Source organism: Streptomyces sp. NBC_01320 (assembly GCF_035974375.1).
Lineage (GTDB): Bacteria > Actinomycetota > Actinomycetes > Streptomycetales > Streptomycetaceae > Streptomyces > Streptomyces yanii.
In genome coordinates, this window is the sequence record NZ_CP108390.1 from 7,870,430 (window position 1) to 7,883,271 (window position 12,842).

Annotated in this window: 12 protein-coding genes; 4 read left to right on the plus strand and 8 right to left on the minus strand. The window is 72.3% G+C overall.

The window, feature by feature from the left end:
* Nucleotides 1-185: 185 nt before the first annotated feature.
* The 3 genes from OG395_RS35830 (at nt 186) to OG395_RS35840 (ending at nt 4,166) form a co-directional block, all read left to right on the plus strand.
* The gene (locus OG395_RS35830; RefSeq protein WP_327246633.1) at nt 186-1,172 is read left to right on the plus strand and encodes an aldo/keto reductase; all 987 of its coding nucleotides are present in this window, start codon (nt 186-188) and stop codon (nt 1,170-1,172) included.
* A gap of 159 nt (nt 1,173-1,331) precedes the next feature.
* Nucleotides 1,332-2,138, plus strand: coding sequence for a 3-hydroxybutyrate dehydrogenase (locus OG395_RS35835; RefSeq protein WP_327246634.1), 807 nt, complete (start codon nt 1,332-1,334; stop codon nt 2,136-2,138).
* A 42-nt stretch (nt 2,139-2,180) separates the two neighbouring features.
* Complete coding sequence (locus tag OG395_RS35840; protein ID WP_327246635.1) at nt 2,181-4,166, plus strand: helix-turn-helix domain-containing protein; 1,986 nt, start codon at nt 2,181-2,183, stop codon at nt 4,164-4,166.
* Nucleotides 4,167-4,196: 30 nt separating this feature from the next.
* On the opposite strand, the gene OG395_RS35845 is transcribed toward OG395_RS35840, so the two are convergent.
* From OG395_RS35845 to OG395_RS35880, 8 genes are all read right to left on the minus strand, one after another.
* Nucleotides 4,197-5,102, minus strand: coding sequence for an alpha/beta fold hydrolase (locus tag OG395_RS35845; RefSeq protein ID WP_327246636.1), 906 nt, complete (start codon nt 5,100-5,102; stop codon nt 4,197-4,199).
* Nucleotides 5,099-6,244 carry a branched-chain amino acid ABC transporter permease gene (locus OG395_RS35850; RefSeq protein ID WP_327246637.1) on the minus strand — a complete coding sequence of 382 codons (1,146 nt, stop codon included), beginning with the start codon at nt 6,242-6,244 and terminating at the stop codon, nt 5,099-5,101. Before OG395_RS35850 ends, OG395_RS35845 begins: the two co-directional genes overlap by 4 nt.
* A complete protein-coding gene (locus OG395_RS35855) occupies nt 6,241-7,128 on the minus strand; it encodes a branched-chain amino acid ABC transporter permease (protein ID WP_037694442.1) in 888 nt (295 codons plus the stop codon). The genes OG395_RS35850 and OG395_RS35855 overlap by 4 nt, the downstream gene beginning before the upstream one ends.
* Nucleotides 7,128-7,880: an ABC transporter ATP-binding protein gene (locus OG395_RS35860; RefSeq protein ID WP_327246638.1), complete on the minus strand. Its 753-nt coding sequence runs from the start codon at nt 7,878-7,880 to the stop codon at nt 7,128-7,130. The genes OG395_RS35855 and OG395_RS35860 overlap by 1 nt, the downstream gene beginning before the upstream one ends.
* Nucleotides 7,877-8,668, minus strand: a complete 792-nt coding sequence (locus OG395_RS35865) for an ABC transporter ATP-binding protein (RefSeq protein WP_327246639.1) — start codon at nt 8,666-8,668, stop codon at nt 7,877-7,879. The genes OG395_RS35860 and OG395_RS35865 overlap by 4 nt, the downstream gene beginning before the upstream one ends.
* Before the next feature lie 3 nt (nt 8,669-8,671).
* Nucleotides 8,672-9,916 carry a substrate-binding domain-containing protein gene (locus OG395_RS35870; RefSeq protein WP_327246640.1) on the minus strand — a complete coding sequence of 415 codons (1,245 nt, stop codon included), beginning with the start codon at nt 9,914-9,916 and terminating at the stop codon, nt 8,672-8,674.
* A 210-nt stretch (nt 9,917-10,126) separates the two neighbouring features.
* Complete coding sequence (locus OG395_RS35875) at nt 10,127-10,483, minus strand: DUF4190 domain-containing protein (RefSeq protein WP_327246641.1); 357 nt, start codon at nt 10,481-10,483, stop codon at nt 10,127-10,129.
* 180 nt (nt 10,484-10,663) lie between these two features.
* Complete coding sequence (locus tag OG395_RS35880; protein ID WP_266986167.1) at nt 10,664-11,272, minus strand: TetR family transcriptional regulator; 609 nt, start codon at nt 11,270-11,272, stop codon at nt 10,664-10,666.
* A gap of 228 nt (nt 11,273-11,500) precedes the next feature.
* Here OG395_RS35880 and OG395_RS35885 point away from each other — a divergent pair, with 228 nt between their 5' ends.
* A complete protein-coding gene (locus OG395_RS35885) occupies nt 11,501-12,832 on the plus strand; it encodes a glycosyltransferase family 4 protein (protein ID WP_327246642.1) in 1,332 nt (443 codons plus the stop codon).
* Nucleotides 12,833-12,842: the final 10 nt, after the last annotated feature.

The window sequence follows — 12,842 nt, forward strand, 5'->3', positions numbered from 1 at the left end:
CCTAGGAGTCCGGGCCGCCCCGGCCCATGGGGCGGGCTGACATCCCTCGGACCCCGCTGTGTGCGACGCCGCTCTTGCGTCGTGAGCGCCGGCGGGAAGCGGGGATTGACATCGAGTGCGCTCGAACATACAGACTCCCGGTCAGCAACGCCCGCACCGAGATGGGCTGTTGGGAGGGGGTAGACATGCGGTACCGCACGATCGGCACGGACCCGAAGAGCCGCCGCGAGGTCAGCGTGCTCAGCCTCGGCGCCATGCTGATGGGCACAGCCACCGACGAGGCGACGTCCTTTGCCATCCTCGACCGGTACGCCGAGGCCGGCGGCACCTTCATCGACACGTCGAACAACTACGCGTTCTGGGTCGACGGCAGCCAAGGCGGGGAGAGCGAGCAGCTGCTCGGCCGATGGCGCCGGAGCCGCGGTGTCGGCAACGAGATCGTCATCGCCACCAAGCTCGGTGCCCGGCCGAACGCCCCCGCCACCGGCTTCACCCACGACATCGAGGGGCTCTCGCCGAAGGTGATCCGGGAGTCCGCGGAGCGGAGCCGGGAACACCTCGGCGTCGAGAAGCTGGACCTGCTGTACGCACACGTGCAGGACCGGAGCGTGCCGATGAGCGAGACCGTCGAGGCCTTCGGTGAGCTGGTGACCGAAGGGACCGTCGGCCTGCTGGGCGTGAGCAACCACTGGGCGTGGCAGGTGGAGCGGGCCCGGACCCTCGCCGCGGCCGCCGGACTGCCGGGATACGAGGTCCTCCAGTACCACCACAGCTATCTGCGGCAACGCACGGACCTGCCCGGCCTGCGGTCCCCGGACGGTCAGGAGGGCGTGCTCTCCGGGGACCTGCTCAGCTATCTGCGGGCCGAACCCGCCCTCGTGCCGGTCGCCTACTCGCCGCTCCTGGCCGGTGCCTATGTCCGGGCGGACAAGCCGCTGGGCCCGGAGTTCGACCACCCGGGCACACCGGCCCGGCAGGCGGCGCTGCGGGCGGTGGCCGAGCAGACCGGGGCGACCGTCAACCAGGTGGTCCTGGCCTGGCTCATCGGCGGCGACGTCCCGGTCGTCCCGCTGGTCGGCGCCTCCTCGGTGGCACAGCTGGACGAGAGCCTGGCCGCGGTGGACCTGGAGCTGACGGCGGAGCAGCGGGCGACGCTGGACGCGGCCCACTGAGTGCCCGTCGTCGAGCCCGGGCCCGACCCGGGCTCGACGACAGGCGCTGACGGCCTCCGCCCCTGCCTCGCACCATGTACGCCGCCACCATGCCGACACGCGGCGGTGTGTGCACCGACCCCGTGTGACGTGGGCTTCCGCCTCCTTACGGTGACGACCATGGAGACTCCCCAGCGCCCGGAACCCGGGCCCGCACCGCTCACCGTCCCCTCGCCCGCAGACCGGTCCCTCGCCGGCCGTACCGCCCTGGTGACCGGTGCGGCGAGCGGCATCGGACAGGCCTGCGCGCAGGCTCTCGCCGCCGCGGGCGCCCATGTGTACGTCGTGGACAAGGCAGCCGACGCGGCGGAAGAACTGGCGGAGCGGATCGGCGGAACGGCCTGGGTCGTCGATCTGTCCGTGCCCGAGGCGGTGGACTCCCTGCCGGACGACGCGGACCTGGTGGTCAATAATGCCGGGCTGCAGCATGTGGCCCCCGTGCACGAATTCCCGCCGGACCGCTTCGCCCTGATCCACCGCGTCATGGTGGAAGCACCGTTCCGCATCTTGCGCCGCACCCTGCCCGGCATGTACGAACGCGGCTGGGGGCGCGTCGTCAACATCTCCTCCGTCCACGGGCTGCGCGCCAGCCCGTACAAATCGGCATACGTATCGGCCAAGCACGCACTGGAGGGACTCAGCAAGGTGGTCGCCCTGGAAGCAGCACCGCACGGAGTGACCAGCAACTGCGTCAACCCCGGCTACGTACGCACTCCCCTGGTCGAGAACCAGATCGCGGCACAGGCCCGTACCCATGGCATCACGGAGGAGGAGGTGGTGGGCAAGGTGATGCTGGAACGCAGCGCCATCAAGCGCCTGATCGAACCCGAGGACGTTGCCGGGGCGGTGCTCTGGCTGTGCGGACCGGGTACCTCACACATCACCGGCACCTCCCTTTCCATGGACGGCGGCTGGACCGCCAACTGACCCTCCCGGCTCCCCGCCCCTCCCGACGAACGATGGCCGCCCATGTCTGCACCCATCCCCTCCGCCGCGCCCCACCTGCGCCTCCTCCTCGACCTGCTGGCCAAGGACGTCCCCGCCGAGGCGCTGGGAGCCGTGTCCTCCCAGGCGCGGGCGGCCGGTGTGCCCGCGGGCGAACTCGCCGAGGTGGAGGCGGCCACCGCCACCGCCCTGCGGATCAGGGGCGCCCTGCGCCAGCACCGGCGCCGCGAGCTCCAGCTCACTGCGCTCTTCGACACCGCGGGCGATCTGGCCGCCTCCCGGGATCTGGACGACGTGCTGAAGGCGATCGTCCGGCGGGCCAGGATGCTGCTCGGCACGGACACGGCGTATCTCACACTCCCCGACGAGGAGGCGGGGGACACCTACATGCGGGTGACCGACGGGTCGGTGTCGCTCCTCTTCCAGCGGCTGCGGCTGGAACTCGGCGAAGGGCTCGGCGGCCTGGTCGCGCAGACCGCGAGCCCGTACGCCACCCCCGACTACCGCACCGACGACCGCTTCCGCCACACCCGCAACATCAACGCCGGGGTCCTCGACGAGGGGCTCGTCGCCATCCTGGGCGTGCCCCTGCTCCTCGGCTCCAGCCGCGGCGGTACGGGGAAGGTGATCGGCGTCCTCTTCGCCGCCGACCGCGCACCCCGCGTCTTCAGCCCCGACGAGGTCGCCCTGCTCTGCTCACTCGCCGCGCACGCCGCGATCGCGATCGACACCGCCCGCGCCCTCGCCGACACCCGGTCCGCCCTCGCCGAACTCGCCGAGGCGAATGCCGAGCTGGCGGAGGCGAACGCGGCGGTACGCGAGCACTCGGCCGCCATGCAGCGGGCCGAGGAGGCACATGACCGGCTGACCGACCTGGTGCTGCGCGGCGGTGACGTCAAGGACGTCGCGGCGGCCGTCGCCGGGCTGCTGGACTCGCCACTGACCATCCACGACCCGGGCGGGCGCCCGCTGGCGGCCGTCCGGCCCGACGGTGCGGGTCTCGCCGCCGACTCCATGGACGCCGGATGGCTGGTCGAGACCGCCGAGGAGTCCCGCACCGGAGCGCGCGCCGTGCACCGCGACGGCCGGTGGATCTGCGCCGTGCTCGCCGGGCAGGAACTCCTGGCCAGTCTGGTCCTGCACCAGCGCGGCCGGCTCGACGACTCGGACCGGCGGCTCTTCGAACGCGCCGCCGTGGTCACCGGTCTCCTCCTGCTGCTGCGGCGCACGGTCGCCGAGACCGAGAACCGGATCCGCGGCGAGCTGATCAGCGATCTGCTGACCGACGCGGACCGCGACCCCGCCGGACTGGCCGAACGCGGCCGACGCCTCGGCATCGACCTGGACCGCCCGCATCTGCTGCTCGTGGCCGAGGCGGGCGCCCGGGAGAAGCTCTGCGCCGCAGCCCTGCGCTATCTGTTCGGCGGGGACATCCGCGGCGTGAGTGCCGAACACGCGGGAACCGTGGTGCTGTTGATCGGCTGCGAGGCGGAAGCGGACCCCGGACCCGATGCGGGGGACGCGGCGCGGGCGGCGGCCGCCCAGCTCGGCCAGCTGGTCCAGGCCCCCGTCACCGTGGCCGCCACCGGTCCGGCCCGGGGGCCGCGGCAGCTCGCCGCCGCGTACGCCGAAGCCTCACGCTGCCTGCGGGCCATGCGGGTCCTGGGCCGTACCGGAGAAGGCGCCTGTGTCGACGAACTCGGCTTCCTCGGCGTGGTGCTGGGCAACGCGCAGGACGTCGACGGCTTCGTCACGGCGACGCTGGGACCCCTGCTGCGGTACGACGCCCAGCGCGGCACCCACCTCGTACGCACGCTGAGCGCCTACTTCGGCTCCGGCTGCAGTCTCATCCGCGCCAAGGACGAACTCCACGTCCACGTCAACACGGTGGTGCAGCGGCTGGACCGGATCCAGGTGCTGCTCGGCCGTGACTGGAACGAGCCCGACCGGGCGCTGGAACTTCAGCTGGCGCTGCGGCTGAACCTGTTGTCGGGCGGTCAGGAGCGGTAGCCGGCCGGTCGGCCGACTACCGCTCCTTCCTCAACCGCCGCACGGGTTCGGTATGTTCGAGAGTGCCACCAGTCGCGTGGCGATCTCCCGTGCGCCGGTGTCCCCGGTGAGCACGGTGTAGTGGTTGACGTCCGGCACCGCCACCGGTTCCAGCAGGGTGCCGGAGAGGTCGGCGGCCGCCAGCCGCTGCTCGTCGTACAGTCCCTGCGGCTCGTCCATGAGACCGCGCGCCGCCCACAGCAGCGTCGCCGGCGCCGGCAACTTCCGTACCGCCGACAGCACGTCGCCGTCGAAGAGACCGATCCCGTCGGTGCGCACCGCCTCGAGCCGGCACGTCGAGTGCATCGCCGGTTCGTCGCCCGTCAGATCGCGCTGGATGTACGCGTCCACCTCGGGCGACCAGGCGTCCCCGGCGAAAGCGGGATGCGCCTGCCAGAACTCCCGGTAGGCGGCCCGGTCGGGGAACGTCATCGACAGCCGGTCCATGGCCGGGCCGATCACCGCCGTCATCAGTTCGTCCGGGGAGAGATGGGTGGGGGCGGGGAAGCCGATCCCACCGTCGACGAGCAGCAGCGGACCGAACCGGTCAGGATGCCGTACGGCGGCCAGCGCCGCCACGAACGCGCCCATCGAGTGACCGGCCAGCACCACCCGGTCCAGGCCGAGCGCCCCGGTCAGGGCCGCGATGTCATCGGAGTGCGCCGCGATGCCGTACGGTCCGGGCAGCCCGGAGCTTCCGGCCCGGCCGCGAAGGTCCGGGGCGACCAGCGTGACCTGGCCGGCCAGCAGCCGCGCCACTGTGCCCCAGGAGAGCGCGTTGGCCGTGATGCCGTGCAGGGCGACGACCACCGGCGCGTCGGGCTTCCGGGCCGGCCAGCGCAGGGCGGCCAGCTCGCCCCCGGCCACCGGGACACGAATCTCCTCGTACGCGGTCATGAGCGCCGGTCCTCCTTCTGGGCGGGTACGCCCTCACTGGGCGCACGGAGTACGGAACGTATCCGGGACGGCAGCCGTGCCAGCCCGCCCGGCAGGAGATGGACCACGGCCACGAACACCACACCGAGCAGGAACAGCGGCTGGGAGAGCGGTACCCGCAGTACCGCGGGAAGGTCGGCGACCGCACCCGATCCGGCGAGATCGCCGAGCCGGTGGTCGGCCCACGTGTAGAGGATGCCGCCGACCATCGGTCCCCAGCGGGTGCCCGAGCCACCCAGCACCACCATCACCAGCAGCGACAGCGTGAAGTCCGACGTCGTCGTCTGCGGGGTGGAGCCGCCGGTGAGCAGCAGATGGACGAGCCCGCCGAGCGCGGCCAGCGCACCGGCCAGGACGAACGCCGTCAGTTTGAAGCCGTACGGCTTCAGCCCCAGCACCTCCACCCGGCGCTCGTTCTCCTTGATGCCCTCCCAGACCCGCCCCGTCGGGGAGCGGACCGCCCAGTGGACGACGGCCAGCGTGAGGACGAGATAGCCGAGCGCGACCCAGTACAGGTTCGCCGTGTGCTCGATGCCCACGAGCCCCGACGGCAGCAGCTCGGCGGGCGCGGCCCGGCCCTCCTCGCCGCCGGTGAAGCCGCCGGGGTTGCGGGAGACGAGGATCGAGCCCGCCTGGGCGAAGGCCAGCGTCACCATGGAGAAGCCGATGCCGGTGACCCGCAGGCTCACCGATCCCAGTACCAGTGCGAGCGCGATCCCGAAGCAGACGCCGACCGGCGCGGAGACGGCGAACGGCAGTCCGGCCTCCAGCATGATGGTGTTGGTGGCGTAGCTGCCCGCCGCGAAGTACAGGGCATGCCCGAAGGAGAGCAGCCCGGTCCGGCCGAGGAGCAGGTCGTAACCGGTGGCCAGGGCGCCGAACAGCAGGCAGGTGGCGAGGAGTTGCAGGCTGCCCGGACTGCCCAGCGGGCCGTCGAGCAGGCCCGGCAACGGCAGGGCGCTGTACGGTGCGACGATCAGCAGCACCAGCACCACGGCCGGCCACCAGCGCAGCAGCCGCGCCGTGTTCGCGCGCACCGGTGCGTCGGACGGTGCCGCCGGTGTTCCGCTCGTGCGGTCGGGTGTCCCGGTCACGGTGCTCACGCGAGCCTCCCGGTCAGTCCGCGCGGCCGTACGAGCAGCAGCGCGGCGAGCAGGACGACGACGGCCAGGTCGCCGAGGCCCGCTGCGGTGTAGTAGTTGGCGAACTGCTGGACGAGGCCGATCACGACGGACGCCACGGCGGCGCCGGTCACCGAGCCCATGCCCCCGGTGACGACCACGACGAATGCGAAGATCAGCAGCGAGGTGCCCTGCCGGGGGTCGACCGAGCCGAAGTACAGCCCGCCGAGCGCCCCGCCGAGCGCGGCGGCGCAGCCGCCGATCGCGAAGACGAGCGTGAACGCCTTGCGGACGTCGATGCCGAGCGCGGTCACCATCGCCCGGTCCTCGACCCCCGCCCGTACGACCAGTCCGTGCCGGGTCCGCCCGAGGAAGAGCCGCAGCGCGATCAGCACCACGACCGCCGCCGCGATCAGCACCAGCCGGTTGACCGGGACCTCCGCGCCCAGCAGCGAGAACGTGCCGGACAGCGCCTCGGGCCCGGGGAAGGTACGGGCGTCCGAGCCCCAGATGCCCGACAGCAGCGCCGGGACGGCGAGCCCCACCCCGACCGTGGCGAGCACCTGCTCGCGCGGCCGGGTGTAGAGCGGGCGGACGACGGTGAGCTCCAGCAGCACCGCGGCGGCGGTGCCCACCGCCGTACCGAACAGGACCGCGAGGACGAAGCCCGCACCGCCGGGGCCCGCGCCCGGCAGATTGCCGGACGCCGCCCACCAGGTGCCGTACGCGCCGATGGAGAGCAGCGCCCCGTGCGCGAAGTTGAGCACGTCCATCAGGCCGAAGATCAGCGAAAGCCCCGACGCGATCAGGAAGTAGAGCGCCCCCAGACCGAGTCCGGTCATGGTGAGCAGCACAAGGGTGGACATCAGGAATCTTCCTCCGCGTTCCGGGAAGGCACGTGGGCGGCCGGACCGTGCCCCACGCCCAGCAGCCGGCGCGCCGCCTCCGCGTCGCCCAGCAGCTCACCGGCCGGTCCCTGATGGGCGGTCCGGCCGTCGGCGAGCACCGTGCAGTGCGCGGCGAGGCGCCGTACGACTGCGAGGTTCTGCTCCACGAGCAGCACCGGCACCGCCTCGGCTGCCCGCTCCAGCACCTCGGCGACCTCGGTGACCACCTTGGGCGCCAGACCCTTGGTGGGTTCGTCCGCGATGATCAGCCGGTTTCCGTTGAGCAGGGTGCGCCCGATGGCGACCATCTGCTGCTGTCCGCCGGACAGCGTCCCGGCCAACTGACGCTCCCGGCGCTTCAGTTCGGGGAAGAGCTCGTGGACGAGGGGGTACGCCGGTGCGCCCGCCCCGCGCCGCTCGGCCAGCCGCAGGTTCTCCGCCACGGTCAGTCCGGCGAAGATGCCGCGGTCCTCGGGGGCGTAACCGATGCCCCGCCGCACCAGCGTGTGGGTGGGCAGCGCCACGGTCTCCTCACCGTCGAGCCGGACGCTTCCGGTGCGCGGGACGAGGCCGAGGACGCCGCGCACGGTCGTGGTCTTCCCGGCACCGTTGCGGCCGAGGAGGGCGGTCACCCCGTGGCGGGCGACATCGAGGTCCACGCCGTGCAGGATGTGCCGTCCGCCGATGAGAACCCGCAGGTCCCGTACGGCGAGCAGGGTCTCCGTCGTCACAGCCCCTCCCCGAGGTATGCCTGCTGCACGGTCGGGTCGGCGGTCACGGCCTCGGGGGTGTCCAGCGCCAGCAGCCGGCCGTGGTGCATCACGGCCAGCCGGTCGGCCAGCCCCAGCAGTACGTCCATGTGGTGCTCGACCATGAGGACGGTGCGGCCCTCGTCCCGGTGCAGGGTGCGGATCAGTTCGGTGAGCGCGGGGACCTCCTCCGCGCTCACGCCGGCCATCGGTTCGTCGAGCAGCATCAGCCGCGGCTCGCCCACGAGCAGCACCGCCAGCTCCAGCTTCCGCTTCTCGCCGTGCGACAGCTCGGACGCCAGCGCCCGTGCGCGGTGGCCGAGTCCGGTGCGCTCCAGCACGCCGCGCACCTCGTCGGTGTACGGGGAGGCGCGCCGCCACACGCGGTACGAGCCGCCCCCGGCGGCCTGGGCGGCCAGCCGGACGTGGTCGGCCACGCTCATCCCCGGCCACAGGCTGGACGTCTGGAACGTCCGGCCGATCCCGCGCCGGGCCCGGACGTGCGCGGGACGGCCGGTCAGGTCCGTACCGTCCAGCGCGAGGGTGCCCGAGGTGGCTGTCGTCAGCCCGCTGATCAGATTGAACAGCGAGGTCTTGCCGGCCCCGTTGGGGCCGATGAAGGCCAGGAACTCGCCCTCGCGGACATCCAGGGTGATGTCCTCGACGATGGTCGCCCCACCGACGCCCCAGCTCAGTCCGGCCAGTTGAAGCACGGGGGCGGCGGAGTGCGCCGCGCTCCCGTGATCCGTCGTGATGTCAGGTGCTGCCACCGGTCAGCCCGCCGCGGGCTTCGCGGGCGGCGCCACCTTGTCCATCGGCTCGGTGGTCACCAGCTCCGGCTTCGCGGTGGCGCCCTTCCCGGTCAGCTTCGCCACGAACATCGGCTGCAGCAGCGCGTGGTCCTCGGCGCGGATCTGCTCCTCGCCCTTCACCCCGTCGAAGCTCCAGCCCTCCAGGGCCTTCGCCATGGCGGCGGGATCGGTGGCGCTGCCCTCCTCCACGGCGTGCACGATCATCTGGGCCGCGGTGAAGCCGTCGGGGGTGAACAGATCAGGGGTTCCGCCCGCCTTGGCCACCGCGTCCAGCATGGCCTTCTCCACGGCGTTGCCGCCGCCCGCGCCGGGGAAGTAGTGCGCCAGGAACGAGACCTTGGAACCCGCCGCGCCGAAGACCGGGTACGAGGCGGTCCCGGCCAGCCCGGTGACCACCTTGGAGGCGCTCGGCACCCCCTGCTGGTCCAGGGCGGTCCACAGTGCGGGGGCGGTGGAACCGGCCCAGGCGACGAAGACCAGATCGGGACCGGCGGCCTTCACCTGCCGGGCGAACGGGGTCAGGTCCGTGGCGCTCGGCGGGGCCAGCACGGAACCCACCTTCGCGCCCTGGCCGCCGAGCACGGCCTTCACCGCGGCGACGTTGGCCTGGCCGAACGTGGAGTCCTGGGCCAGCACGGTGACCTTCTTGCCCTTGGCCCCGCCGAGCATCGCCCCGGCGGTGAGGATGTCCTGGTAGGACTGCCGGCCGGAGCGGAACGTGTAGGCGTTGATCCCGGTCACGACGTCGGTGGCGGCGGGTCCGCTGACGTAGAGCACTTTGTTCTGCGCGGCGAGCGGCGCCATCTGCAGGGCGACCCCTGAGTCCGTGGTCCCGGCCAGTACCTTGAAGCCCTTGCCGATCAGGTTCTTCGCCGCGGCGACCGCCTTGCCGGGGTCGCCCGCGTCGTCCTGCTCGGTGACCTCGATGCGGTGCCCGGCCACTTTGCCGGTGCCCTTCGTCGCGTAGTCCAGACCCGCCATGAAGCCGTCGCGGTACTGCTTCCCGTAGGCCGCGAGCAGCCCGGTCCGGGAGTAGACCAGCCCCACGTCGACGGTCTGGTCCTTTGCGCCCTTGCCGGACGCGGTGTCAGCCTCGCCCGCCTTGCCGGCGGCGGTGCAGCCGGTCAGCAGGACGCCGGCGGCGGCCAGCGTGGCGAGTGCGGAGAGGGATCTGCGGTGGGCGGTGCCTGTGGCTCTGCGACGCATGGTGACCGGCTCCTCGGCGGGATTCCTGTGATGTCGCCGAACCGTATGAAGCCCGCGCCGCCGTCGACATGGTGCAGGGGCCCCCACCTGAGGCGGTGCACATGTGGGGGTCGCACATGGGCCGGAGCCGGGGGCAGGGTGGCGCGGCCCCGGGGGACCGCGCCCTGTCACCGCCGCGTCATCCGCCCGGGCGGATGACCGTCGGCGATGTCAGACGCCGCTGACCGCCTGGATCGTGGCCACGAGGAACCCGAGGCAGGCGAAGGCGCAGCCGATGATCCCCATCACCATTCCGGCGGTCGCCTGGCCGCGGGCGCCGCCCTCGCCCCGGTCCGCCATGCGGCGGGCCGAGATACCCAGGCACAGGGCGATGATCGGCGCCACGATCGGGATGAGCAGCAGTCCGACGATGCCGAGCACCATCGAGGCGGTCGCCTTGCCGGTGGGCAGCGCGGCGCCCGTGGGGTACCCGTAGCCGTAAGGGGCCTGGGCGACGCCGTACCCCGGCGCCGTCCCGGGGGGGACGCCCAGGTTCTGCCCGCCTGCCGTGCCTGACTCGTCAGCCATGTCTTCCTCTCCATCGGTGCTGGTCAGGTTCATGCTAGGAGAGATTCGAGGGCACCCGGCACAGAGATGTGAGGGGTATGTGGTCGACAGGTGATGCCTCGGGGTGGGTTCGCCAAGGACTGTCCGCGGCGAGGTGTCATGGCCGTCGTCGTGCGCCCGGCAGGGATGACGGGCCGGCTCTCAGGGGGCGTCCGGCGTCGTCACGTCGATCAGCCGGCACACCGTCTCGATGTCTATCTTCACCTGCGCGATCGACGCCCGCCCCGACAGCCAGGTGATCAGCGCCGAGTGCCAGGTGTGCTCGATGACCCGGACCGCGGACAGCTGTTCCGGCGTCGGGTGCTGGAGCCCCATCGAGTCCAGGATGATTGCCGTCGTGATCCGCGAGACGGTGTCCACCTCGGGACTGACGCTGCGGTCCGCGAAGGTCAGCGCACGCACCATCGCATCCGCCAGATGCGGTTCGCGCTGCATCGCACGGAACGCCCGCATCAGGGTGTCGGCGACGCGCGCCGCCGCGTCGTCCCCGGCCGGCGGGCGCTTGCGCAGCGTCCCGTGCATGTGCTGGAGCTGGTCCTGCATGGTGGCGACCAAGAGGTGGATCTTGGAGGGGAAGTACCGGTACAGCGTGCCCAGGGCGACTCCGGCGGCCTCCGCCACCTCACGCATCTGTACCGCCTCGAAACCGCCCCTGCTGGCGAGCTGGGCGCTGGCGTGCAGAATGCGACGACGGCGGGCCTCCTGCCGTTCCGTCAGGGGCGGCGATGCCGGCTTGGCTTCCGCTGTCATGTGTCCCCATCCATGGCTTCTGTCCGCAACCGGGGGAGGCGTCTGGGCCCCGGCGGCGCACAGCATGCCAGGGTGCCCGGTGGTGGCGCGAATCACCTGATCCGGCCGTTGCGTCGACGCTACCTGCCGGTAGATTCGTAGCTCATTGAACGATCCAGTCTGAAACTTGTTCTAGATTAGCGCGAGCGGTTACGCTCCGGCGAACACGCAGTGAGAAGGGGGCCGAGTGTGACCGCTGAGGCCATAGAAGCGGGCCCCCGCACGGGCGGCCACGCGTCGGGCAGCACCGACGGGCGACCCCTGCGCATCGCACTTCTCACCTACAAGGGCAACCCGTTCTGCGGCGGTCAGGGTGTGTACGTACGCCACCTCGGCCGCGAGCTCGCCCGCCTCGGCCACAGCGTCGAAGTGATCGGCGCCCAGCCCTATCCCGTACTCGATGAGGGCGTCCCGCTCACCGAGTTGCCGAGCCTGGACCTCTATCGCCAGCCCGACCCGTTCCGCACCCCCGGGCGCGGCGAGTACCGGGACTGGATCGACGCCGCCGAGGTCGCCACCATGTGGACCGGCGGTTTCCCGGAACCGCTCACCTTCAGCCTCCGCGCCCGCCGCCATCTCGCCGCGCGCCGCGGCGAGTTCGATGTCATCCACGACAACCAGACCCTCGGGTACGGGCTGTTGGCGGATCTCGGCGCCCCGCTCGTCACCACCATCCACCACCCCATCACCGTCGACCGGCAGCTGGAACTGGACGCCGCCGGCAGCCGTCGCCGCCGCGCCTCCGTGCGCCGCTGGTACGCCTTCACCCGCATGCAGAAGCGGGTCGCGCGTCGGCTGCCGTCGGTCCTCACCGTCTCCGGCTCCTCCAAGCAGGAGATCGTCGACCACCTCGGGGTGCGGCAGGACCGGATCCATGTCGTGCACATCGGTGCGGACACCGACCTGTGGTCGCCCGACCCGAAGATCGCCGAGGTGCCGGGCCGCATCGTCACCACCTCCAGTGCCGACGTCCCGCTGAAGGGCCTCGTCCACCTCGTCGAGGCGCTCGCCAAGCTCCGTACCGAGAACCCGCGGGCGCACCTCGTGGTCGTCGGCAAGCGGGCCGAGGACGGACCGGTCGCGCAGGCCATAGAGCGGTACGGACTCCAGGACGCCGTCGAGTTCGTCAAGGGCATCAGCGACGCCGAACTCGTCGACCTGGTGCGGAGCGCCGAGATCGCCTGTGTCCCGTCGTTGTACGAGGGGTTCTCACTGCCCGCCGCCGAGGCCATGGCCACGGGCACCCCGCTCGTCGCCACCACCGGCGGGGCGATCCCCGAGGTGGCCGGCCCGGACGGCGAGACCTGCCTGGCCGTGCCGCCCGCCGACGCCGGGGCGCTGGCCGCCGCACTCGCCCGGCTGCTGGGCGACCCGGACCTGCGGGCCCGGCTCGGCGCCGCGGGCCGCGAACGGGTGCTGTCCCGGTTCACCTGGAAGCAGGCGGCCATCGGCACCGCGGAGCTCTACCGGCAGGCGATCGCCGCCCGCGCAGCCACCACGCACTCCGGCGGCCGTCGGTGACCCCGACGCC

What these genes read in the sequence shown, in the direction of transcription:
- OG395_RS35830 (WP_327246633.1), top strand. Translation starts at nt 186, where the DNA reads ATGCGGTACCGCACGATCGGCACGGACCCGAAGAGCCGCCGCGAGGTC.
- OG395_RS35835 (WP_327246634.1), top strand. Translation starts at nt 1,332, where the DNA reads ATGGAGACTCCCCAGCGCCCGGAACCCGGGCCCGCACCGCTCACCGTC.
- OG395_RS35840 (WP_327246635.1), top strand. Translation starts at nt 2,181, where the DNA reads ATGTCTGCACCCATCCCCTCCGCCGCGCCCCACCTGCGCCTCCTCCTC.
- OG395_RS35845 (WP_327246636.1), bottom strand. Translation starts at nt 5,102, where the DNA reads ATGACCGCGTACGAGGAGATTCGTGTCCCGGTGGCCGGGGGCGAGCTG.
- OG395_RS35855 (WP_037694442.1), bottom strand. Translation starts at nt 7,128, where the DNA reads ATGTCCACCCTTGTGCTGCTCACCATGACCGGACTCGGTCTGGGGGCG.
- OG395_RS35870 (WP_327246640.1), bottom strand. Translation starts at nt 9,916, where the DNA reads ATGCGTCGCAGAGCCACAGGCACCGCCCACCGCAGATCCCTCTCCGCA.
- OG395_RS35875 (WP_327246641.1), bottom strand. Translation starts at nt 10,483, where the DNA reads ATGGCTGACGAGTCAGGCACGGCAGGCGGGCAGAACCTGGGCGTCCCC.
- OG395_RS35880 (WP_266986167.1), bottom strand. Translation starts at nt 11,272, where the DNA reads ATGACAGCGGAAGCCAAGCCGGCATCGCCGCCCCTGACGGAACGGCAG.